Genomic DNA, 20492 nt, shown 5'->3' on the forward strand with positions numbered 1-20492 from the left:
GAGGCTGCTTGTCGGCACGCGCGCGCACGCGATTTTCGATTTGGATTTGGCGTCGCGTAGCCGCGCCGGACCAAATTGGGGGTAAATCCGTGCATCTACCCGTGAAAAGAGCGATTCACCGCCTGCGGAAGAAATGAGGACTGAGTCATTATTCAACTCGTAGGTCCGAGCGATGATTCACCCGAAATTGGCGTTCCACGGCCCATTCGGTAGGGGCCTGTTTTTTCGATCACCCTGTATATTGGGCAAATGATTTGTTTTTGCGCCGAACGATTTCCCTGGCGGCGGATATGGCAAAATCCCGGCAGCTTCCTGATGTCCGGATCCCCAGATATGGCCTTTCGCGCTCTTCTTTATCGCCGTCCTACTGAACCGCAGACCCTCGCCGTCAAGTTTGGCTCGCAGATTTTCGCCATTCGTTTGCGCCGACATCGGCGCGCGCGACGCTACACACTTCGGATTCATCCAAGTGATCGTGAGGCGATTCTGACCATGCCGCCACGCGGCACGCTCGCCGACGCGAAGGAATTTGCGCAGCGCCACGGCGCCTGGATTGCGGCGCGGCTCGGCCGCTTGCCGAAGGCGGCCCCGTTCCACCCCGGAACCCTGGTGCCGCTGCGCGGTCACGACCACAAGATCGTGCATCGCGCTGGCGTGCGCGGCACGGTGTGGACCGAGATCCGCGATTCCGGTGAGCGGATCATCTGCGTCGCCGGCGAGGCCGAACACATCGATCGCCGGGTGCATGATTTTCTCAAGCGCGAGGCGCGCAAGGATCTGCAGAAGGCGTCGCAGCATTATGCCGAGGCGCTCGGCGTCAAGGTGACGCGGATTTCGATCCGTGATCAGTCCAGCCGCTGGGGCTCCTGCACCTCGGCCGGGTCGCTGTCGTTCTCCTGGCGCCTGATCCTGTCGCCGCCTTATGTGCTGGATTATCTCGCCGCGCATGAAGTCGCGCATCTGGTGGAGATGAACCATTCGGCCCGGTTCTGGAAGGTGGTCGCCAAGGTCTGCCCCAGCGTCGAGCGCGCCAAGACCTGGCTCGACACCCATGGCAACGACCTGCACCGCTACGGCATCAGCGACTGAAGGCGCCAGCGCGCATGCGAGGGTTTTCGAGCGAGGTGGCTGCGGTTCGCGTGAAGAAACCCGTCAAACAACAATCCAGAGCTGCGGTTCTGATCTATCAGAACCGCAATGGCTCTGGCCTAGCGGCCCAACAGCCGATCCATCAGCCAGCCGTCGATTCCGCCCGATGATTCCGGGCGGACCGCCGCACGGGTCGGCTGCGAGGCCCCGCGCTGTGGCATCGCGAGTTCGCCGCCCGCCGTGTCGCCGCGCGTTGCTTCGGGGGCGGCGGAAGCCCAGCTGCTTCTCGCTCCTCCCGGCAGCGCCGCGACCGCGACGCCTTCATGCGCGGTGCGCATGAAGCGGCTCCAAACCTCGACCGGCAAGCCGCCGCCGGTGGCCTTTTTGGTCGGCGAATTGTCATCATTGCCGAACCAGACGCCGGTGACGAGGTGCGCGGTGTAGCCGATGAACCAGGCGTCGCGGAAGTCCTGGCTGGTGCCGGTCTTGCCGGCCGCCGACCAGCCCGGGATGTCGGCCTTGCGCGCCGTGCCGCTGATCAGCGTCTGCTCCATCATGGCGTTCATCATTGCGACATTGCGCGGGTCGATCACCCGGTTCTGCGGATCGGGCGGCCGCGCATACAGCAATTTGTTGCCGGCGACGGTACGGATGGTGTCGATCACATGCGGCGACACGCCGAGTCCGCCATTGGCGAACGGGACATAGGCGCCGACCAATTCGGTCAGCGACACTTCCGAAGTGCCGAGCGCGATCGAGGCATTGGCCTCGAGCTTCGATGCGATGCCGAGGCGATGCGCGGTGCGCACCACATTCTTGGGTCCCACCTCGAGCCCGAGCCGCACCGCCACGGTATTCAACGACATCGCCAGCGCCTGGGTCAGCGTCACCGCGCCGAAATATTCGTGGCCGTAATTCTCCGGCCGCCAGCCTTTGACGTCGAGGGGCGCATCCTGCCGGATCGTATCCGGCGTCAGCCCGGCCTCGATCGCGGTGAGATAGACGAACGGCTTGAACGCCGAGCCGGGCTGGCGCTTGGCGGTGACCGCGCGATTGAACTGGCTCTCGGCGTAATTGCGGCCGCCGACCATCGCGCGCACCGCGCCGTCCGTGGTCATCGCCACCAGCGCGCCTTGCGAGACCCGGTATTTGACGCTCTTGGCCGCCAATTCATCGATTACAGCGGCTTCCGCGGCCGCCTGCAGCGTCGGATCGATAGAGGTTTCGACGACGATGCTCTGGTCGATCTGGCCGACCAGATCGTCGAGCTCCTCGCCGATCCAATCGGCCACGTAGTTGATGGTGCCGGCGCTGGGCGGCTTGACGATGTAGAGCGGATGGGCGATCGCGGCCTGGGCCTGCTTATTGGTGATGAAGCCGGCGTCCGCCATCGTCGCCAGCACGGTCTGGGCGCGCTTCTCCGCGCCCTCCGGATTGCGGTTCGGCGCCAGTCGCGACGGCGATTTGACCAAGCCGGCCAGCATCGCGGCCTCCGCCAGCGAGACGTTCTTGGCCGATTTGCCGAAATAGCGCTGCGCCGCGGCTTCCACCCCATAGGCGCCGGAGCCGAAATAGACCCGGTTGAGGTACAGCTCCAGGATCTGGTCCTTGGAATGTTTGCGTTCCAGCCACAGCGCCAGCTCCAGCTCCTGCAGCTTGCGCGCCATGGTGCGCTCCTGGGTCAGGAACAGGTTCTTCGCCAGCTGCTGGGTCAATGTCGAGCCGCCTTGCGACACGCCGCGATGCGCGATATTGGCGACGATGGCGCGCGCGATGCCCAGCGGGTCGACGCCGAAATGGTGGTAGAAGCGGCGGTCCTCGATCGCGATGAACGCCTGCGGCAGATAGGGCGGCAGATCCTTCAGCGCGACATTGGTGCCGGCCATTTCGCCGCGGACCGACAGCCGGCTGCCGTCGTACCCGACGATGGTGATGGTCGGTGGTCGTTTCGGGATTTCCAGCGACTGGATCGCGGGCAGATGCGCGCCGACCCAGATCATCACGCCGACCACGGCGAGCATTGCCCAGATTCCGGCGACCGCGCTCCAATAGAACAGCCGGTAGAACCAACCGCTCACGCCGCGCCTGGATTTGGCCTTGCCACGCTTTGGCTTGTTGCCGCGCGGTTGCTCGCCGCTGCTGGGCTTGCTGGCGGGTTTCTTGCTCTTCGGTTTGCTGTCATAGGCGCCCGCGACCCGGTCCTGCGGGCCCAGGCGCAGCCCGGCCAGGGACGCCGAAAGGCCGAATTGCGGCTCCCGTCGTGTGCTGGTTTTCTTCTTGCCCCACGCCATCCGCAACGCCCACATTTATCGAGGCTGACCCTAGCGGAGCGGGTTTAAAGTCGAGTTAAGCGATGGTTAAGGGTCTATTTCGCAGCGCGGAACCAACCCGCTGTCGGCCCGATTTGAGCCACCGCAAATGCCGGCACTTCTGTTGCGCTAGTCTGCACGTTCGATCGATCATTGACCGATTGGCCCGACAGATCTGCTCTCAAGGACATCCGAATGCCGCGCGTCCTGCTGCCTGCTCACGAAATCGAAGCGTTGCTCCTGGAGGATGTCCGCCAGCAACGCCACTGCGACAAGGTCGAGAGCATCCGCATCCGGCGCTGTCTTCCCGATGACGACAGCAACCGCGCCAATTGGAAGGTCGAATCGGTCGATTGCGGTCAGGCCAGCCGAGAATTTGCCGGCTCCGCGGTGGTGATCGCGATGGATCGCCTGCAGCGCGAATACGACGCCCTTCCCTGGGAATGAGGCGCGCCACTGGCCTACGGCGCTTTCGCGAGCGAAGGTGATTGGCGTCCCGGGCAAAAGGGCTGATGATAGCGGCATTCACCCGGACGATGCGACGGCCGCGCCGCCGGCGCTGATCCCGATCAGCCGTGTAATCGCCGACCGGCCGTCAATGATACGAGGAGCGGTCCGGCAGCTCCATCTCGCACATCAGCCAGCTCTTCATTTTGGCGCGGCTGGCGAAGCCCTTGGCTTCTTCGAGCAACTCGCTGCGCTCGGGCCCTTCCGGGGTCAATGCGGCCTCGATGTATTTGGCGACCGCCATCTCTTCGAGTTGATGCACCGTGAAATAGGGTCTGGGGTCTGATTTCATGGTCTATTCGCCGCGTAGCGACGCCTTCCACTTCGTCGAGATCCAACCACCGAGTTGGCGACAAATGGAAATTACGTCACCATCTGTTTTTCTGTCTGTTCCAAATTGGTCGGCACCGTCGCCCTTGTCTAGTGCGTGATATTACGAGTCAAGGCAACCCCATGACGGTTGCGTGGCGTCGGACTACCACCCCGCGTGGAAGGTCAGACGTGCGCGGTGCGATGGTGGGGTCGACGTGCCCTCATCCTCTCCCCGCAAAGGGAGAGGATGAGAGCCTGTCACGCGCCGCGGCTGCCGCGACTTGCGATCGCCGCGACAAGCGATCATCGCGCCTCGCCTTGATCGGAGGCGAAATTGCTAGCCCGCCGCATTGTCCTCGATGACCGGGCCGAACATCTCCCAGCGCTCGCCATTGAACTTCATCATCTGCAATTGCTTATTGACGCGGTAATCGGTCGGCGAGGTGTTGACCACGATCCCGGGCAGCGACAGCTCAAGCTGCACGTCCTTGAGCGAGGTTGCCTGCTTCATGATGTTGGCGCGGGTGAGATCGTCGCCGCAGGCCTTGAGCACCTCAATCAAGAGTTGACTGTTGGAATAGCCATAGGTGTTGAACGACGAATTCTTGTCGCCATCGGGGTAATATTTTTCCATGAAGGCGAAGTAGTGCTTCATGCCCTCGTCGTCTTTCCACTTCGGATCGAGCGGGTCCTTGCCGTAATTGACGCTGATCACGCCCTTGGAATTGTCGAGGCCCGCGGGCTTCATCACCGCGCCGACCGAGGTGGCGTTGATGTCGAGGATGTGCACCGGATGCCAATCGAGAGCGGCGATCTTCTTGATCGCCTGGGCGGCGAATTTCGGGGTCGAGGCGTCAAACACCAGGTCGACGCCGAGCGACTTCATCTTGACGATCTGCGAATCGATCGTCGGGTCGGACAGCTCATAGGAGGATTCGGAGACGATCATCTTCTCCGCCTTGTCGCCGAGCGCCGCTTTTAGCCCGGTGACGTAATCGCGGCCGAGATCGTCGTTCTGGAACAAGACGCCGATCTTGGCGTCGGGATAATTCTTCAGGATGTAACGGCCGTAAATCCGGCCCTCGGTCTGGTAGTTGGGGTTGAAGCCCATGGTCCAGGGATAGTTTTTCGGGTCGGTGAAGCGCGACGCGCCGGTGGCGGCGAATAGTTGCGGCACCTTCTTGGCGTTGAGATATTTCTGCACCGCCGCATTCGGCGGCGTGCCGATCAGCTGAAAGGTCAGCAGCACTTCGTCGCTTTCAACCAGCTTCCTGACCTGCTCGACGGTCTTCGGCGGCGAATAGGCGTCGTCATACTGGATGAAGTTGATCTTGCGGCCGTTGACGCCGCCCTGGTCGTTGATCATCCTGAAGTAAGCGGCCTGGGTCTTGCCGATGGTCGCATAGGCCGACGCCGGGCCGGATAGCGGCGTGGTCTGGCCGATCTTGATCTCGGTGTCGGTGGCGCCGGGGTCGTATTTCTTCTGCGCGAAGGCCGGGGCGGCCGACAGCGCGATCGCGGCGACAGCCGCGGCCGTCGCATGAAAAATGCTCTTCATAGGATCGTGCCCTCCGATGTGGTTTGCCGGCGGTCTTGTCCGTTGATGCCGGAAGCCGCCGTTGCGCGGAGTGTGGATCAGTCGTTTGGTGAAGGCAATGGGGCGTGCGATGCCCAGAAGATGGGCGCGCGCAGACCTCGCGCCGAGACGCGGTTATCAGGGCAGCGCCGCACTATCTAGGCCAGCCACACCAGGATCAGCGCCAGCGCCGCCGGGGCGGCCTGGACGTAAAGGATCCGCAGGCTCACCGTTTTCGCCCCATAGGCGCCGGCGACCACCACGCAAAGCAGGAAGAATGTCTTGATCTGCAGTGCGATGGTGGGGTCCGGATGGATCAGGCCCCACAGCAGCCCGGCGGCCAGGAAGCCATTATACAGCCCCTGATTGGCGGCAAGCACGGCGGAGTCCCGCGCCCGTTCCGGCGTGTTCCGAAACGTCTTCAGGCCGATCGGTCTGGTCCAGAGAAACATTTCCAGCACCAGAAAATAGACATGCAGCGCGGCGACCAGCGCGACCACAGTGTTGGCGATTGCATTCACCGCGATTTCCCCTGAAGAAAGCCGGGATGGTAACCGTGCGACCCTAGCACAGGTCGCCACCGCGCAAAAAAAGCAAGGGAGATCCGCATGACTGGACATATCGATCCGACCAAGGAGGTGTTCGCACAGTTTCGCGACAACGATCGCGAAGGCCAGATCCAGATGCTCAATCTGGTGCGGCTGAAGCCGCGCGCGGCCTATCCGGACGGTCGCGAGGCCACCGGCGCGGAGGCCTATGCCGCCTATGGCCGCGAGAGCGGTCCGGTATTTGTCAGGCTCGGCGGCAAGGTGGTGTGGCAGGGCCAATTCGAGCTGATGCTGATTGGGCCGGCTGCGGAGCGCTGGGATCATTGCTTCATCGCAGAATATCCGAGCGTGGCGGCGTTCGTCGAGATGATCCGCGATCCGGTGTATCGCGAGGCGGTCAAGCATCGCCAGGCGGCGGTCGAAGATTCGCGGTTGATCCGGACCAAGCCGCTGGCGATCGGAAAGGGATTTGGCGAAATTCCCGACTGATCGCTCCGAGGGCAACCGCCAGGCGGCGACCGACGGCCAGCACCGCGCTGCGGTGGCGCCTCGAAGCGCCATAGGCTAGCCTTCGCGTCCCGCTTGCGGCCGCCTGATTGAAAAGTTGAAGCCATGCGATTGTGGGTGCGTTTGACCTTGGCGATGACCGGCCTGGTGCTGTGCGTGGTGGCCGCGGTCGGCGTGCTCGCTTATTACAATATCGGCCGCGCCGTGGTGCCGAACGGCCTGATGCAACTGGTCGGCAACGCCAAGGCGCGGCTCAGCGGCTTCGAATCGATCCTGCGGGTGGTGCGCAACGAAGTGTTGTCGACCCGCAGCCTGTCGGCGCATCAGGGCTGGATCCGAGCCCGCCTCAACGGCGGCGTCGATCCGCAGGACGGGCTCAGCGCCGACGCCTGGCGGCGGCATCTGGCCGACGACTATGCCGCGGTGATGGGCGCCAAACAGGGTTTTGCCGAGTTTCGCCTGATCGTCACCGGCGACCGCGACCGCGAACTCGTCCGGGTCGTGCGCGAGGGAACGGAGGGCCGCGTCGGCGCCGCGGCGTTGACCGAATTGACGCCACGCGACGAGGAGTTGCTGCGGCGTGCGCGTGCGCTGCCGGCCGATGAGGTCTATTTCTCGCCGATCCGGTTCGAGCAGCCGAGCGATGCCGCGATGCCGGCCGTGCCTTTGATATCGGTCGCGGCGCCGGTTCGCGGTCCGTCCGGTGAGGCGTTCGGTGTGTTGGTGCTCGAGTTCGATCTGCGTCCGACCTTCGAACGGCTTCGCGCGGCGCTGGGCAACGACACCGAGGTGTATTTCGTCGACGCCAGCGGCCCCTATCTGATGAATTACTCGGGGGGACGAATCATGCCCGCCGAATCGGGGCGGCTCTGGCAGCAGGATTACCCGAAGCTCGCGGCATCGCTCGGCGACAAGCAAGGCACCGCGACGGTGTTCGACGCCGCGGACGGCCGGCGAACCGCCGCCGCAATCGTGGTGGCGCCATTGACCAGCGGCTTGCGGACCGGGGTGATCGAGATCGAACCATTCGACAGGATCATGGCGCCGGCAACCGCGCTGCAAAGCTCCGGCATCGTGGTGGCGCTATTCGGCGCGATCGGCGCCGTGCTGCTCGCGGCGCTGCTGTCGCGCTCGCTGGCGCGGCCGATCGGGCAGATCAGCGCCGCGGTTGACGGTTTCGCGCGCACCGGACGCCTGGCGATGCCGACCGGTCTCAGCGGCGAGCCGAAAATCCTCGCCGCGGCCTTCGCCAAGGTGGTCGACGAGATCGAACAGACGGGCGCGGCGCTACGCGGCAAGTCGGAACTGCTGGATAAGACCATCGCCAGCATGGCTGACGCGGTGGTGGTGATCGACGCCGAGGGACAGCGGGTGTTTGCCAATCCGACCTGCGTGGCGTTGTTTGGCGCCGCCGCCGAAATCGGTTCGGAGCGCTGGAAAACTAAATACAAACGCTATCTGGGCGACGGCGTGACGCCGATGCCGGACGAGCAAAGCCCGTCCTGGCGGGCCCGTCGCGGCGAGAGCTTTGACAATGTCGAATTGGGAATCAGGCATGCCGACGAGGTGCTGGTCCAGCTCGTCGCCAGTTGCCGGCCGATCGAGAACCCCGACGGGACGTTCGGCGGCTCGGTGATCGTCTACCGCGACGTCACCGCGCTCAGGGAGGCCGAGCGGCAGCTTCGCCAGTCGCAGAAGATGCAGGTGATCGGCCAGCTTACCGGCGGCGTCGCCCACGATCTGAACAACATCCTCACCGTGGTCACCGGCGGCATCGAAATGCTGGCCGAAGGCGTGGCCGGCAAGCCCGCGCTCGAGGAGGTCGCCGCGATCGTCGATCAGGCGATCGGGCGCGCCAGCGACCTCACCAACGGGCTGTTGTCGTTCTCCCGCAAACAGCCGCTGAAGCCGCGCAGCATCGACGTCAACGCGCTGATCGCCGACACCGCGAAACTGCTGCGCGCCACCTTGGGCGAGCAGATCGAAATCGACATCAACCCGGCGCCGGAACTGCGGCTGGCGCTCGCCGACCCCTCGCAACTCGGCAGCGCCCTGATCAATTTGGCGATCAACGCCCGCGACGCGATGCGCGATGGCGGCAAGCTGCTGCTGGAAACCGGCAATGTCGACCTCGACCAGTCCTATGCGGACCACCACGACGAGGTTTCCGCCGGGCGCTACGTGATGCTGGCGGTGAGCGATAGCGGCACCGGCATTCCGGCGGCGATCCGCGACCGGGTGTTCGAGCCATTCTTCACCACCAAGCCGATCGGCGAAGGCACCGGGCTCGGGCTCAGCATGGTGTACGGTTTCATCAAGCAGTCCGGCGGCCATATCGAGGTCTACAGCGAGGAAGGCCACGGCACCACAATCCGGATTTATTTGCCCTGCGCCTCCGCGCAAGATCCGAAACTCGAGGGACCCGCGCCGGCCTTGGCGCGCGGCGGAAAAGAGACGCTGCTGGTGGTGGAGGATGATGTCCTGGTGCGCAACTACGTCATGGCCCATCTGGCGGCGCTCGGCTATACGGCCAATTCGGCCGCGACGGCGGCCGAAGCGCTGTCGATGGTCGATGGCGGTCTCGAATTCGACCTGTTGTTTACCGACGTGATCCTGTCGGGCGGCATCAATGGCCGACAGCTCGCCGACACGCTTTGCAAGGATCGGCCGAGGCTCAAGGTGCTGTTCACCTCCGGCTATACCGAGAATGCGATCGTGCATCACGGCCGGCTCGACGCCGGCGTGCACCTGCTGGCGAAACCCTATCGCCGCGCGCAGCTGGCCCAGATGCTGCGGCTGGTGCTCGACGGCAAGCTCGAGGAGCCGGTGAAATAGCGCGGGGCGGTCGCCGCCGGCATCCGTTCGTCATCGAAGCGCGGTGCGGTCGAGGTCCGAACTCAGGACCGCGACCGCTCAGACCGTCGTCACCCCCGTGCCGCCATCAATTCGGCTTGGCTGGCGTAGCGGGCGCCTTGTTCAGATAGGCGAGCGCCGCCTTCAGCTGGGCGTCATCGGGCTTGCCAATCAGGTTGGTCTTGATCGGCGCCGAAAAGGCGGCCTTGTTGAGCTGCTTGGCCGGCTGGTCGGCCGACGCCGGCGCTTGTGTGCCGGATTCGCTGCCCGGCTTGCCGAGTTGTCCGGGATTGGCCAAAGCGCCGTGCAGCGCGCTTTCGCGGATCAGGGCGCCGCCGCTGATCTGCTGATCCTTCAGGGCCTCCTCGACGATGTCGGGCGCGATGCCGTCGTCCTGGATCGAGCGGCCCGACGGCGTATAGTACAGCGCCGTGGTAAGCCGCACCGCGCCGTGGCCCTTGAGCGGGATCACCGTCTGCACCGAGCCCTTGCCGAAACTCTGGGTTCCCATCACCGTGGCCCGGTGACGATCCTGCAGGGCACCGGCGACGATCTCGGAGGCCGATGCCGATGCGCCGTTGATCAGGACCACGACCGGAACGCCGGGCAGCATGTCACCCTTGGCCGGCGCCTTGAAGACGTGTTCGTCATCCGCCTGTCGTCCGTGGATGCTGACCACCGGGCCGCCATCGAGCAGATCGCTGGAGACCGCGATGGCCGCGTTCAACAACCCGCCCGGATCGTTGCGCAGGTCGATCACCAGTCCCTTCACACCACCCTTGTCGCCTGCCTTGGCTTCTTCCTTCAGTTTGGTGATGGCGGTCTTGAACCCTTCGGCGGTATCGCCGCCGAACTGGCTGATGCGGATATAGCCGACGCCGTTCGGCTCGAGCTGCGACTTGACCGAGGCGACGCGGATGATTTCGCGCGTGAGCGTGACGTCGAACGGCTCCTGCTTGCCGCGCAGGATGGTGATCGTCACTTTGGTTCCGGGCTCGCCGCGCAGCAACTCGACGACTTTGCGCAGGTTCATGCCCTGGGTGCTGGCATCGCCCGCCTTGATGATAGCGTCGCCGGGTTCAAGCCCGGCCCGCGCCGCCGGGGTGCCGTCGATCGGCGAGACGATGGTGGGAATTCCGCCCTGCGCGGAGATCTGCATGCCGAGCCCGCCGAACTGGCCGGACATGTCGGTCTCCATCATCTTGAATTCGTTCTCGTCCATGTAGTCGGAATGCGGATCGAGCCGGTTGAGCATGCCCTTGAGGGCGTCCTTGGTGAGTTCGTCCGAACTCACCGGGTGCACATAGGCGCGATGGACGAGCTGGATGACGCCGGCGATCAGGTCGAGGTCCGGCCCCGCATTATTGTCGCGCGGCGACATCGCCACGACCGAGAGCACGGGGACCGCGATGAGGCCGATGACGGCGACGGTGCGAATGATGAGCGGGCGGGCTTTGATCATGGTCTGAACTCACGTGAGAGTGATTGGCGGAAATATGGGTCGCCTCGACGGTCAGAACCGCCAGACGTCGTGTTAGGTTCCTGTCTATCGAGACGCCAGTCGGCCACAACAGCGGCAATTGCCCCGGCGCCCGGGCGGATGGGTGCGCCGTCAACTCGATCCGGTCGTGGCGCTCCCTTACGCCGCGGTGTTCTCTTCGGCGTCGCCATTGGCCAGCAGGTGCACCAGCGCGCGCTTGATCGCGGCCTGGCGGGTCGGCGCGGTGATCTGCGCGCCGAGCAGGTCGGTGACGTAGAACACGTCGCGAGCCCGCTCGCCGAAGGTGGCGACATGCGCCGAGGCGATATTGAGATTGAGCTTCGAGATCGCGGTGGTCAGCTGGTAGAGCAGGCCGGTGCGGTCCAGCCCGGTGACCTCGATCACGGTGTAGCGGTCCGACCACTGATTGTTGATGATCACCTCGGGTTCGACCACGAAGGGCTTCAGCTTGCCGCGTTTGGCGGCGCGGCGCGCCACCACCTCGGGCAGCCGCAATTTGCCTTCCAGCAGGTCCTCGATGGTCTCGCCGATCCGGGTGGCGCGGCGCCCCTCATCCTCGTCGCGGTCATATTCGCGGGTGATCGCCACGGTGTCGAGCGCGCGGCCGTCGGTGGTGGTGTAAATCTGGGCGTCGACGATGTTGGCGCCGGCGGAGGCGCAGGCGCCGGCGATGATCGACAGCAGCCAAGGATGGTCAACCGCGAGAATCGTCAGTTCGGTGACGCCGCGGGCCTCGTCGAAGCCGACATTGATCGCGAGCTTGTGACCGGCCTGTTCGGAGGCGCGCAGGAATTTGGCGTGGCGGATCTTGCGGGCCAGCTCGACCTTGAGCCAATAGGCCGAATAATGCCGCGCCACATAGGCGTCGAGTTCGGCCTCCGGCCATTCGCGGAAGGCGGCGCGGAATTCGGCCTGCGCCGAGCTGATCCGCTGCGCGCGGTTGACCTCGGAGAAACCGCCGGTCAGCGCCGGCTCGGTTTCGTAATACAGCGTGCGCAACAGCTGCGCCTTCCAGCCGTTCCACACCCCGGGGCCGACGCCGCGAATGTCGGCGGTGGTCAGGATGGTCAACAGCTTCATCTGCTCGACCGATTCCACCACCGCGGCGAAATTCTCGATGGTCTTGCGGTCCGACAGGTCGCGCGACTGCGCCACCGACGACATCACCAGGTGCTTGTCGATCAGCCAGGCGATCAGTTCGGTATCGGCGGCGTTGAAGCCCAGTCGCGGGCACAGCCGCCGCGCCACCTTGGCGCCGGCGATCGAGTGATCTTCCGGCTGCCCCTTGGCGATGTCGTGCAACAGCACCGCGACATAGATCACCCGGCGATGCTCGGGGCGGATCTTGCGCATCAGATCGGAGGCGACGATGAATTCGTCATTGCCGCCGCGTTCGATCTCCTGGAGGTTGCCGACGCAGCGCAGCAGGTGCTCGTCGACGGTGTAGTGATGATACATGTTGAACTGCATCATCGAGACGATGCGGCCGAAGGCGCGGATGAAATGGCCGAGCACGCCGGTCTCGTTCATGCGCCGTAGCACCACCTCGGCGTTGTCGGAGGTCAGGATCTCGATAAACAGCCGGTTGGCTTCCGGATTGTCGCGCAGCTGGGCGTTGATCAGCCGCAACGACCGCGTCACCGCGCGCATCGCGTCGGGGTGAAATGCCAGATCGTTCTTCTGGGCGAGCCGGAATAGCCGGATCAGATTGACCGGATCGTGTTTGAACACGTCCGGCGCGGCCAGATTGATGCGGTTGTTGTCGATGACGAAGTCGTCGCTGTCCGGGACTCGTCGCCCCGGCGTGCTGGGTAGCAGCCGCGCCATCATCCGGGTCAGCGCGGGCGCCGGCTTGGCTTGCTGATCCTCCAGCTTGGCGCACAGGATCGCCGTGAGGTCGCCGACATCCTTGGCGATCAGGAAGTAATGCTTCATGAAGCGCTCGACGTCCTGCATCCCGGGATGCGAGGTGTAGCCGAGCCGGACCGCGATCTCGCGCTGCAGGTCGAACGACAGCCGCTCCTCGGGGCGGCCGGCGACGAAGTGAAGGTTGCAGCGCACCGACCAGAGGAAATCGGAGCAGCGCCGGAACGTGCGGTATTCATGTGCGTCGAACACGCCGCGCTTGACCAGTTCGGCGATCTCGCGGACCTGGTAGACGTATTTGGCAATCCAGAACAGCGTGTGCAGATCGCGCAGCCCGCCCTTGCCGTCCTTGACATTGGGCTCGACCAGATAGCGCGATTGCCCGGCGCGGCGGTGGCGCTCCTCGCGCTCGGCGAGCTTGGCGGTGACGAATTCGGCCGCGGTGCCCTCGACCACTTCCTTGTCGAAGCGGTCCACCAGTTCCTGGTACAACGCCTTGTCGCCGGTCAGGAATCTGGTTTCGAGGATGGCGGTGCGGATCGTCATGTCGCCACGGGCCTGGCGGATCGATTCGTCGACCGAGCGGGTGGCGTGTCCGACCTTGAGGCCGATGTCCCACAGGCAATACAGGATCACCTCGGCGATCTGCTCGCCCCAGGCGGTCTGCTTGTAGGGCAGGATGAACAGCAGATCGATGTCGGATTCCGGCGCCATCAGGCCGCGGCCATAGCCTCCGGTGGCGACCACCGCCATGCGTTCGGCGCTGGAGGGGGTCGGCGACGGATAAAGATGGCGGTTGGCCGCCGCAAACAGCATGCGGATGATCTCGTCCTGGACGAAGCACAGCCGCTCGGCGCAGCGGCGCCCGTGCCGATCGCTCAGCAGCAGCGCCTGGGCGGCGTCGCGTGCCTTCGCCAACTCGGCCTTCATCAGCTGGGCGAGGGCGGAGCGGAACAGGTCCTCGTGCCCGGCATGTTGGACGGCCAGCGCGTCGATCTCGCCGGTGATCCGGGAGGTCTCGAAGCGATCGTCGACAGTTGGGCGGGCAGGGTTCACGATTGTATCCATCAACTATCCGGATATCGGACGGCGCCCGCGCTGTCACGGACCATTATCGGCAGGGGATTGCGAGGGTGACTCAATGCCGAATTTACCGTTACCTCATTTTGACCGCGTTGTGGCCGGCTTGGGGAGACCTGGCCTGCCTCACGTAAGTGAGGTTAAGCTCTTGAAAATGTTTTGTTTTGCTGAGAATGGCAGGCCGTGGCAAGGCCGCCGCACGACCCCACATAACGGCGGCGCGGTCGGTTGGTAACATCCATGCTGTCCGCTCCGTAGACACGCTAGCAAAACCGGGAGAGCCTCATGGATGCAGCCACGCTTCGCGCAACCCAAGCCCCGATCAAGGAGCGGTTCAAATCGGACCCGCAGGCGGCCTTGATCACCTTGACCGCCAAAGGCGCGATCGACGCCGACGGTATCGCCTGCAAGCTCGAAACCGGCCGGGCGCTGGCGATGGCGGGGCTGCATCCCGCGACCGGCGGCTCCGGGCTGGAGCTGTGTTCCGGCGACATGTTGCTCGAGGCGCTGGTGGCCTGCGCCGGGGTGACGTTGAAATCGGTGGCCACCGCGATCGAGCTGCCGCTCAGCGTCGGCAATGTCATCGCCGAGGGCGATCTGGATTTCCGCGGCACCCTCGGTATCGACAAGGAGGTGCCGGTCGGCTTCGCCGAGATCCGGCTGCGTTTCGAGGTCGGTACCGACGCGCCGCAAGATCGGCTCGATCTGCTGCTGAAACTCACCGAGCGCTATTGCGTGGTGTATCAGACCATCAAGAACGGCCCGAAGCTGTCGGTGTCGATGCAGCGGGTCTAGGCGCGCGCCGGCGGGCATTCTCCACTTTTCTTCCGCGGCGCGGTGTGGGAGAGGGTGCGGGTTCTCCCGCCATCGGCGGGAGCTGGAAATCCGAAGGCCGCCAATGTCCACCGCCGTCTCCCCGCTCGCGCCCATCAATGTTCCGCAGATGCCGGCGATCGCCGGCGTCAGGCTCGCCACCGCCGCCGCCGGCATTCGCTACAAGGGCCGTACCGACGTGCTGCTGGTGGCGCTCGACCAGGGCACCACGGTCGCCGGGGTGTTCACCAAGTCGAAATGCCCGTCGGCGCCGGTCGAATGGTGTCGCGCCAAGCTGAAGGGCGGCACCGCCCGGGCGCTGGTGGTGAATTCCGGCAATGCCAACGCCTTCACCGGTAAGAACGGCAAGGTCTCGACCAAGCTCACCGGCGACATCGCCGCCAAAGTGGTCGGCTGCAAACCGGACGAGATCTTTCTGGCCTCGACCGGGGTGATCGGCGAGCCGCTGGATGCAACCAAATTCGACGGCGTGCTCGGCAAGCTGTCGGACAATGCGGCGCCGGACGGCTGGATGGATGCCGCCAAGGCGATCATGACCACGGACACTTTCCCCAAGGTCGCCACCGCCACGGTCAAGCTCGGCAAGGCCAAAGTGACGATCAGCGGCATGGCCAAGGGCGCCGGCATGATCGCGCCCGACATGGCGACGATGCTGGCCTTCGTGTTCACCGACGCGCCGCTATCGGCGGCGTGCCTGCAGGCGCTGCTGAAGGCCGGCGTCGCCGACACCTTCAATGCGGTCACCATCGATGGCGACACCTCAACCTCCGACACGCTGCTGGCCTTTGCCACCGGCGCGGCAGCGGCGAACGGCGCGCCGAAAATTTCCCGCGCCGCCGATCCGCGGCTGACGGGTTTCGTCAAGGCGTTCAACAAGGTGCTGGCCAATCTCGCCGAGCAGGTCGCCCGCGACGGCGAAGGCGCGCGCAAACTGGTCGAGATCATCGTCGAGGGCGCCACCTCCAAGGCGTCGGCCCGCAAGATCGCGATGTCGATCGCCAATTCGCCGCTGGTCAAGACCGCGATTGCCGGCGAGGACGCCAATTGGGGTCGCGTGGTGATGGCGGTCGGCAAGGCCGGCGAGCCGGCGGATCGCGATAAATTGTCGATCTCGTTCAACGGCATCCGCGTAGCCAAGTCCGGCGCGCGCGATCCGTCCTATGACGAGGCCGAGGTCTCGGCGGCGATGAAGCATCCGGAAATCCAGATCAAGGTCGCGCTCGGGCTCGGCACGGGTCGCGACCGGGTGCTGACCTGCGACCTCACCAAGGAATATATCGCCATCAATGGCGACTACCGGTCGTAATTTTCCACCCTCCCCTGGAGGGGGAGGGGCGGACGGCGTAGCCGTCCGGGGTGGGGTGGCGCCAAGTTGGCAACGCAGCGCCTATCACCCCGCTGTCACCCCACCCCGACCGCTTCGCGGTCGACCCTCCCCCTCCAGGGGAGGGTGAAGAAAGCGCTGGCGGCCATGGCCGAGATGAACCTCCTGCTCGTCGTCGCGGTGGCGCTGATCGACGCCGATAATCGGGTGCTGATCGCGCAGCGCCCGGAGGGCAAGCAGCTCGCCGGCCTGTGGGAGTTTCCCGGCGGCAAGCTCGACCCCGGCGAGCGCCCGGAGGCCGCGCTGATCCGCGAATTGCGCGAAGAACTCGGCATCACGGTGAAAGAGGCGTGTCTGGCGCCGCTGACCTTCGCCAGCCATGCCTATGCGGATTTCCACCTGCTGATGCCGCTCTATATCTGCCGGCGCTGGGAAGGCCAGGCGATCGCCCGCGAAGGCCAGACATTGGCCTGGGTCCGCGCCAACAAGCTGCGTGACTACCCGATGCCGCCGGCGGATATCCCGCTGATCCCGCATCTGATCGATCTGTTGCTGTAGGAGCGATACCTCATCCTGAGGAGGCGCTTCTTCAGCGCCGTCTCGAAGGATGAGGCACGCAGCTCATGGTTCGAGACGCGCGGCAAGAGCCGCGCTCCTCACCATGAGGATGAACGCTACGGCTTCACCCGCTTCACCGCATCTGCGAGGCTTGCGGTCGCCGAGCCCGGCTTCAGCGGCTGTTGCTGGCTTTCATGCGGCGCCCAGCCGGACAGCCAGACGATCTCGAAAGTGGCGCGGATGCGGCCGTCGGGATCGGAGAAGCGCTCGGCATAGATCTGCGCCATCCGCAGCAAAGTGGCGCGACGGGTCGGCTTGCGGCGGCGGTCGACCAGCACATTGGTGGCGCCCATCCGCCGCAGATCCTGCATCAGCGCGAAGGCGTTGTCGTAGCGCACCAGGAAGCGGTCGACGTCGGTGACCGGCAGCGCGAAGCCGGCGCGTTGCAGCAGCGCGCCGAGGTCGCGCAGATCGGCGGTCGGCGCCACATGCGGCGACACCCCGCCCTCGAGCTCGGCCTCGGCCTGCGCGAAGGCCTGGCGCAGCTCGGTCAGCGTATCGCCGCCGGTCATCGCCGCCAGCAGCAATCCGTCCGGCCGCAGCGCGCGGCGGATCTGCGCCAGCACGCCGGGCAGATCGTTGACGAATTGCAGCGCCAGCGCCGAGACCACTAGGTCGAGCGAGTCCGGCGCGAAGGGCAGGCGCTCTTGCGCCGCGTCGTCGAGATCGATGTGGGTGATGGACTGGAAGCGATCGGTCAGATGCGTGCCCGGCGTCACCATCGGCGTCCACAGATCGGCAACAGCGGCGAAGTCACGCAACACCGCGTGTAGCCGTTCGTCGATGTCGTCGCTGACGCGGTCGAGCAGGAAGGTGGCGGGGCCGAGCCGCCGCGCACGGCTCTGCCGCGCGCGCAGCAATTGGCGGTCGAACAGGATCGGCGTGGGCGAGGGCGTGGCCATGCGGGTTGGTACGCTGAATGGCGGGGGAGAGGCAAACCCGATTACGGCTCCTCATGGTGAGGTGTCTGGCTTGGAGCCACACTCTTTGGCACTTGAGAGCCGGCGGAACCGGCGCTAGCCTTGGACATGGATGTCGAAGCCCCATCGCGTCCCTTTTCCGGCGGCCTGCGCGACGCGCTGCGGCTGTGCCATGGCGCGCTGCTGCATGGTGCGCGCCTCGCGCTCGACATCGCGCTGCCGACCTTGTGTGTGGCCTGCCGCGAGCCGGTCGACGGCGAGGGCGTCTGCGCGGCCTGCTGGTCGCAGCTGTCGTTCATCGCGCCGCCTTATTGCGACCGGCTCGGCATCCCCTTTGTCTACGATCCCGGCCCCGGCATGTTGTCGATGCAGGCGATCGCCGATCCGCCGGCCTATCAGCGCGCCCGCGCCGCACTGCGCTATGACGAGGTGGCGCGGACGCTGGTGCATGCGCTCAAATTCCAGGACCGCGTCGATCTGGCGCCGACAATGGGGCGCTGGATGGCGCGCGCCGGCAAGACGCTGCTCGATGAGGCCGATCTGCTGGTGCCGGTGCCGCTGCATTGGCGCCGCGGCTTTTCGCGGCGCTATAATCAATCCGGCGCGCTGGCGCGGGCGATCGGCCGGCACAGCGGCGTCGCGGTGGCGACGGGAGCGCTGAAGCGGATCCGGCCGACCGCGCACCAGATCGGCCTGTCGCGGGCCGAGCGCGCCGCCAATGTCCAGGGCGCGTTCCAGGTTCCGCCGGACAACAGGGCCGAGATCCAGGGCCGCCGGATCGTGCTGGTCGACGATGTGCTGACCTCCGGGGCCACGGTGGATGCCTGCGCGCGAGCGCTGTTGCGGGCCAAAGCGGCCCAGGTCGACGTGCTGGTTTTCGCCCGGGTTGTGGACAGCCTGCGATCTCCCATATAGTCCGTTCATTCCTTGTTCTCACCAGAGGCCGCCTATGCCCGTTGCGATCGAGATTTTCACGCGCCCCGGCTGCGGCTATTGCAGCGCCGCCAAGTCGCTGCTTTCTCGCAAGAAAGCCGCGTTCACCGAGCTCAATGTCGCGACCGACCCGGCGTTGCGCGAGCAGATGGCGGCGCGGGTCGGGCCCGGCGCGACCTATCCGCAGATCTTCATCGGCGCGCTGCATGTCGGCGGCTGTGACGAACTTTATGAACTGGACCGCGCCGGCAAGCTCGATGCGCTGCTTGCGGATGAAAAGGCCACCTCATGAGCGATGACCTGTCCTTCAACGCCGCGATGGTGCAGCTGCGCACCGGACTATCACCCGAATCCAGCCTGGATCAGGCCACCCAGCTGATCCGCGAGGCGGCCGCGGCCGGCGCCGATTATGTGCTCACCCCCGAGGTGAGCAACATGATGCAGGAAAATCGCAAGGCGCTGTTCGGACTGCTCGCCGCCGAGGCCGACGATAAGTCGCTCAAGGCCTATCGCGAATTGGCGCGCGAATTGAAGATCCACCTCCACATCGGCTCGCTGGCGCTGCTGGCGACCCCAGATCGCGCCGCGAACCGCTCGTTCCTGCTCGACCCGGATGGCCAGATTCTCGCCAGCTATGACAAGATCCATATGTTCGATATCGATCTGGACAATGGCGAGAGCTACCGCGAATCCGCCAACTACCAGCCCGGCGAAACCGCGGTGATCTCCGACCTGCCATGGGGCCGGATCGGCTTGACGATCTGCTATGACCTGAGGTTTCCGGCGCTGTACCGCGCGCTGGCCGAAAGCGGCGCGTCGTTTCTCACCGTGCCGGCCGCCTTCACCAAGGTCACCGGCGAGGCGCATTGGCACCCGCTGCTGCGCGCCCGCGCCATCGAAAACGGCTGCTTCGTCTTTGCGGCGGCGCAGGGCGGGCTGCATGAGAGCAAGCGCGAGACCTTCGGCCATTCGCTGATCATCGATCCGTGGGGCGTGGTGCTGGCCGAGGCCGGCACCGAGCCCGGCTTCATCATAGCCAGGATCGATCCCGCGCAGGTCGCCAAGGTGCGCGGGAAAATTCCGTCGCTGCAGCATGGCCGGCGGTTCGGCGTCGCCGATCCCAAGGCCGGTCCGGAGCATCTGCATCTGGTGCGGAGCCCGGTATGATCCGTTACACCCTGCGCTGCGACCGCGGTCATGGCTTCGAGAGCTGGTTTCAAAGCTCCGCGGCGTGCGATTCGCAGGTGCGGCGCAAGCTGGTGAACTGTCCGCAATGCGGCTCGGCCAAGGTCGAAAAGGCGATCATGGCGCCGCAGATCGCGCGCAAGAAGGGCAAGGCGGCCGCCTCGGCGCCGGCCGCGACCGGCGAGGGCGCCGAGCCGTCGATGCCGCTGCTGATGGCGCAGGAGCGCGAATTGCGCAGCAAGCTGAAAGAGCTGCGCGACCACATCGTCAAGAACGCCGACAATGTCGGCGAAAAATTTCCCAATGAAGCCCGCAAGATGCATTACGGCGACATCGAGCATCGGCCGATCTATGGCGAGGCCAGCCCGGCCGAGGCGCGCGCGCTGATCGATGAAGGCGTCGAAGTGGCGCCGCTGCCGGTGCTGCCGGAAGACCGCAATTGATGGGTCTGCCTCGGACGCGGATGTCGCCCCTCATGGTGAGGAGCCCGCGCGGTCGCGGGTATCTCGAACCATGAGGCCGGCACGCAT

Annotated in this window: 18 protein-coding genes; 11 read left to right on the forward strand and 7 right to left on the reverse strand. The window is 65.2% G+C overall.

The genetic code is table 11. The features are described from left to right. Window positions 1-249 precede the first annotated feature (249 nt). Complete coding sequence (locus RBJ75_RS22360; RefSeq protein WP_044408106.1) at window positions 250-1089, forward strand: M48 family metallopeptidase; 840 nt, start codon at window positions 250-252, stop codon at window positions 1087-1089. Between the two features lie 119 nt (window positions 1090-1208). Here RBJ75_RS22360 and RBJ75_RS22365 read toward each other — a convergent pair whose 3' ends face one another. Beyond that, window positions 1209-3380: a transglycosylase domain-containing protein gene (locus tag RBJ75_RS22365; protein ID WP_044408108.1), complete on the reverse strand. Its 2172-nt coding sequence runs from the start codon at window positions 3378-3380 to the stop codon at window positions 1209-1211. Window positions 3381-3593: 213 nt separating this feature from the next. On the opposite strand from RBJ75_RS22365, the gene RBJ75_RS22370 reads away from it, so the two are divergent. After that, entirely contained in the window at window positions 3594-3845 is a 252-nt protein-coding gene (locus RBJ75_RS22370) for a hypothetical protein (protein WP_044408112.1), read from the forward strand. Between the two features lie 148 nt (window positions 3846-3993). On the opposite strand, the gene RBJ75_RS22375 is transcribed toward RBJ75_RS22370, so the two are convergent. The 3 genes from RBJ75_RS22375 to RBJ75_RS22385 form a co-directional block, all read right to left on the reverse strand. Continuing rightward, window positions 3994-4197, reverse strand: a complete 204-nt coding sequence (locus tag RBJ75_RS22375; RefSeq protein WP_044408115.1) for a hypothetical protein — start codon at window positions 4195-4197, stop codon at window positions 3994-3996. Between the two features lie 357 nt (window positions 4198-4554). Beyond that, window positions 4555-5775, reverse strand: a complete 1221-nt coding sequence (locus RBJ75_RS22380; protein ID WP_044408118.1) for an ABC transporter substrate-binding protein — start codon at window positions 5773-5775, stop codon at window positions 4555-4557. A gap of 176 nt (window positions 5776-5951) precedes the next feature. Then, window positions 5952-6314 (reverse strand): DUF1304 domain-containing protein, encoded by a 363-nt coding sequence (locus RBJ75_RS22385; RefSeq protein ID WP_044408121.1) that lies wholly within the window; start codon window positions 6312-6314, stop codon window positions 5952-5954. An 87-nt stretch (window positions 6315-6401) separates the two neighbouring features. On the opposite strand from RBJ75_RS22385, the gene RBJ75_RS22390 reads away from it, so the two are divergent. After that, window positions 6402-6830, forward strand: coding sequence for a DUF1330 domain-containing protein (locus RBJ75_RS22390; protein WP_276156216.1), 429 nt, complete (start codon window positions 6402-6404; stop codon window positions 6828-6830). A 123-nt stretch (window positions 6831-6953) separates the two neighbouring features. Further along, window positions 6954-9683, forward strand: a complete 2730-nt coding sequence (locus tag RBJ75_RS22395; RefSeq protein ID WP_276156217.1) for an ATP-binding protein — start codon at window positions 6954-6956, stop codon at window positions 9681-9683. 106 nt (window positions 9684-9789) lie between these two features. On the opposite strand, the gene RBJ75_RS22400 is transcribed toward RBJ75_RS22395, so the two are convergent. After that, window positions 9790-11163, reverse strand: coding sequence for a S41 family peptidase (locus RBJ75_RS22400; protein ID WP_044417080.1), 1374 nt, complete (start codon window positions 11161-11163; stop codon window positions 9790-9792). A gap of 177 nt (window positions 11164-11340) precedes the next feature. Then, the gene (locus RBJ75_RS22405; protein WP_044417081.1) at window positions 11341-14136 is read right to left on the reverse strand and encodes a [protein-PII] uridylyltransferase; all 2796 of its coding nucleotides are present in this window, start codon (window positions 14134-14136) and stop codon (window positions 11341-11343) included. 297 nt (window positions 14137-14433) lie between these two features. Here RBJ75_RS22405 and RBJ75_RS22410 point away from each other — a divergent pair, with 297 nt between their 5' ends. The 3 genes from RBJ75_RS22410 (at window position 14434) to mutT (ending at window position 16864) form a co-directional block, all read left to right on the forward strand. Beyond that, window positions 14434-14943 (forward strand): OsmC family protein, encoded by a 510-nt coding sequence (locus tag RBJ75_RS22410; protein WP_044417083.1) that lies wholly within the window; start codon window positions 14434-14436, stop codon window positions 14941-14943. A 103-nt stretch (window positions 14944-15046) separates the two neighbouring features. Beyond that, the gene (argJ, locus tag RBJ75_RS22415) at window positions 15047-16288 is read left to right on the forward strand and encodes a bifunctional glutamate N-acetyltransferase/amino-acid acetyltransferase ArgJ (protein ID WP_044417085.1); all 1242 of its coding nucleotides are present in this window, start codon (window positions 15047-15049) and stop codon (window positions 16286-16288) included. 174 nt (window positions 16289-16462) lie between these two features. Further along, window positions 16463-16864: an 8-oxo-dGTP diphosphatase MutT gene (gene mutT, locus RBJ75_RS22420; protein WP_411194480.1), complete on the forward strand. Its 402-nt coding sequence runs from the start codon at window positions 16463-16465 to the stop codon at window positions 16862-16864. A 116-nt stretch (window positions 16865-16980) separates the two neighbouring features. Here mutT and RBJ75_RS22425 read toward each other — a convergent pair whose 3' ends face one another. After that, window positions 16981-17826, reverse strand: coding sequence for a methyltransferase domain-containing protein (locus RBJ75_RS22425; RefSeq protein ID WP_044417242.1), 846 nt, complete (start codon window positions 17824-17826; stop codon window positions 16981-16983). A gap of 126 nt (window positions 17827-17952) precedes the next feature. Here RBJ75_RS22425 and RBJ75_RS22430 point away from each other — a divergent pair, with 126 nt between their 5' ends. The 4 genes from RBJ75_RS22430 to RBJ75_RS22445 are packed head-to-tail and all read left to right on the forward strand — an operon-like array spanning window position 17953 to window position 20405. Then, window positions 17953-18759: a ComF family protein gene (locus RBJ75_RS22430; RefSeq protein WP_044417244.1), complete on the forward strand. Its 807-nt coding sequence runs from the start codon at window positions 17953-17955 to the stop codon at window positions 18757-18759. Window positions 18760-18793: 34 nt separating this feature from the next. Continuing rightward, on the forward strand, window positions 18794-19069 hold the full coding sequence (gene grxC / locus RBJ75_RS22435) for a glutaredoxin 3 (RefSeq protein WP_044417246.1): 276 nt from the start codon (window positions 18794-18796) through the stop codon (window positions 19067-19069). Continuing rightward, window positions 19066-19944 (forward strand): carbon-nitrogen hydrolase family protein, encoded by an 879-nt coding sequence (locus RBJ75_RS22440; protein WP_044417248.1) that lies wholly within the window; start codon window positions 19066-19068, stop codon window positions 19942-19944. Before grxC ends, RBJ75_RS22440 begins: the two co-directional genes overlap by 4 nt. Continuing rightward, window positions 19941-20405: a DUF1178 family protein gene (locus RBJ75_RS22445; protein WP_044417250.1), complete on the forward strand. Its 465-nt coding sequence runs from the start codon at window positions 19941-19943 to the stop codon at window positions 20403-20405. The genes RBJ75_RS22440 and RBJ75_RS22445 overlap by 4 nt, the downstream gene beginning before the upstream one ends. Window positions 20406-20492 lie beyond the last annotated feature (87 nt).

The sequence above is a fragment of the Rhodopseudomonas sp. BAL398 genome (assembly GCF_033001325.1).
Taxonomy (GTDB): domain Bacteria; phylum Pseudomonadota; class Alphaproteobacteria; order Rhizobiales; family Xanthobacteraceae; genus JARJEH01.

What these genes read in the sequence shown, in the direction of transcription:
- RBJ75_RS22360 (WP_044408106.1), top strand. Translation starts at nt 250, where the DNA reads ATGATTTGTTTTTGCGCCGAACGATTTCCCTGGCGGCGGATATGGCAA.
- RBJ75_RS22365 (WP_044408108.1), bottom strand. Translation starts at nt 3,380, where the DNA reads ATGGCGTGGGGCAAGAAGAAAACCAGCACACGACGGGAGCCGCAATTC.
- RBJ75_RS22370 (WP_044408112.1), top strand. Translation starts at nt 3,594, where the DNA reads ATGCCGCGCGTCCTGCTGCCTGCTCACGAAATCGAAGCGTTGCTCCTG.
- RBJ75_RS22375 (WP_044408115.1), bottom strand. Translation starts at nt 4,197, where the DNA reads ATGAAATCAGACCCCAGACCCTATTTCACGGTGCATCAACTCGAAGAG.
- RBJ75_RS22380 (WP_044408118.1), bottom strand. Translation starts at nt 5,775, where the DNA reads ATGAAGAGCATTTTTCATGCGACGGCCGCGGCTGTCGCCGCGATCGCG.
- RBJ75_RS22390 (WP_276156216.1), top strand. Translation starts at nt 6,402, where the DNA reads ATGACTGGACATATCGATCCGACCAAGGAGGTGTTCGCACAGTTTCGC.
- RBJ75_RS22395 (WP_276156217.1), top strand. Translation starts at nt 6,954, where the DNA reads ATGCGATTGTGGGTGCGTTTGACCTTGGCGATGACCGGCCTGGTGCTG.
- RBJ75_RS22400 (WP_044417080.1), bottom strand. Translation starts at nt 11,163, where the DNA reads ATGATCAAAGCCCGCCCGCTCATCATTCGCACCGTCGCCGTCATCGGC.
- RBJ75_RS22405 (WP_044417081.1), bottom strand. Translation starts at nt 14,136, where the DNA reads ATGGATACAATCGTGAACCCTGCCCGCCCAACTGTCGACGATCGCTTC.
- RBJ75_RS22410 (WP_044417083.1), top strand. Translation starts at nt 14,434, where the DNA reads ATGGATGCAGCCACGCTTCGCGCAACCCAAGCCCCGATCAAGGAGCGG.
- argJ (WP_044417085.1), top strand. Translation starts at nt 15,047, where the DNA reads ATGTCCACCGCCGTCTCCCCGCTCGCGCCCATCAATGTTCCGCAGATG.
- mutT (WP_411194480.1), top strand. Translation starts at nt 16,463, where the DNA reads ATGAACCTCCTGCTCGTCGTCGCGGTGGCGCTGATCGACGCCGATAAT.
- RBJ75_RS22425 (WP_044417242.1), bottom strand. Translation starts at nt 17,826, where the DNA reads ATGGCCACGCCCTCGCCCACGCCGATCCTGTTCGACCGCCAATTGCTG.
- RBJ75_RS22430 (WP_044417244.1), top strand. Translation starts at nt 17,953, where the DNA reads ATGGATGTCGAAGCCCCATCGCGTCCCTTTTCCGGCGGCCTGCGCGAC.
- grxC (WP_044417246.1), top strand. Translation starts at nt 18,794, where the DNA reads ATGCCCGTTGCGATCGAGATTTTCACGCGCCCCGGCTGCGGCTATTGC.
- RBJ75_RS22440 (WP_044417248.1), top strand. Translation starts at nt 19,066, where the DNA reads ATGAGCGATGACCTGTCCTTCAACGCCGCGATGGTGCAGCTGCGCACC.
- RBJ75_RS22445 (WP_044417250.1), top strand. Translation starts at nt 19,941, where the DNA reads ATGATCCGTTACACCCTGCGCTGCGACCGCGGTCATGGCTTCGAGAGC.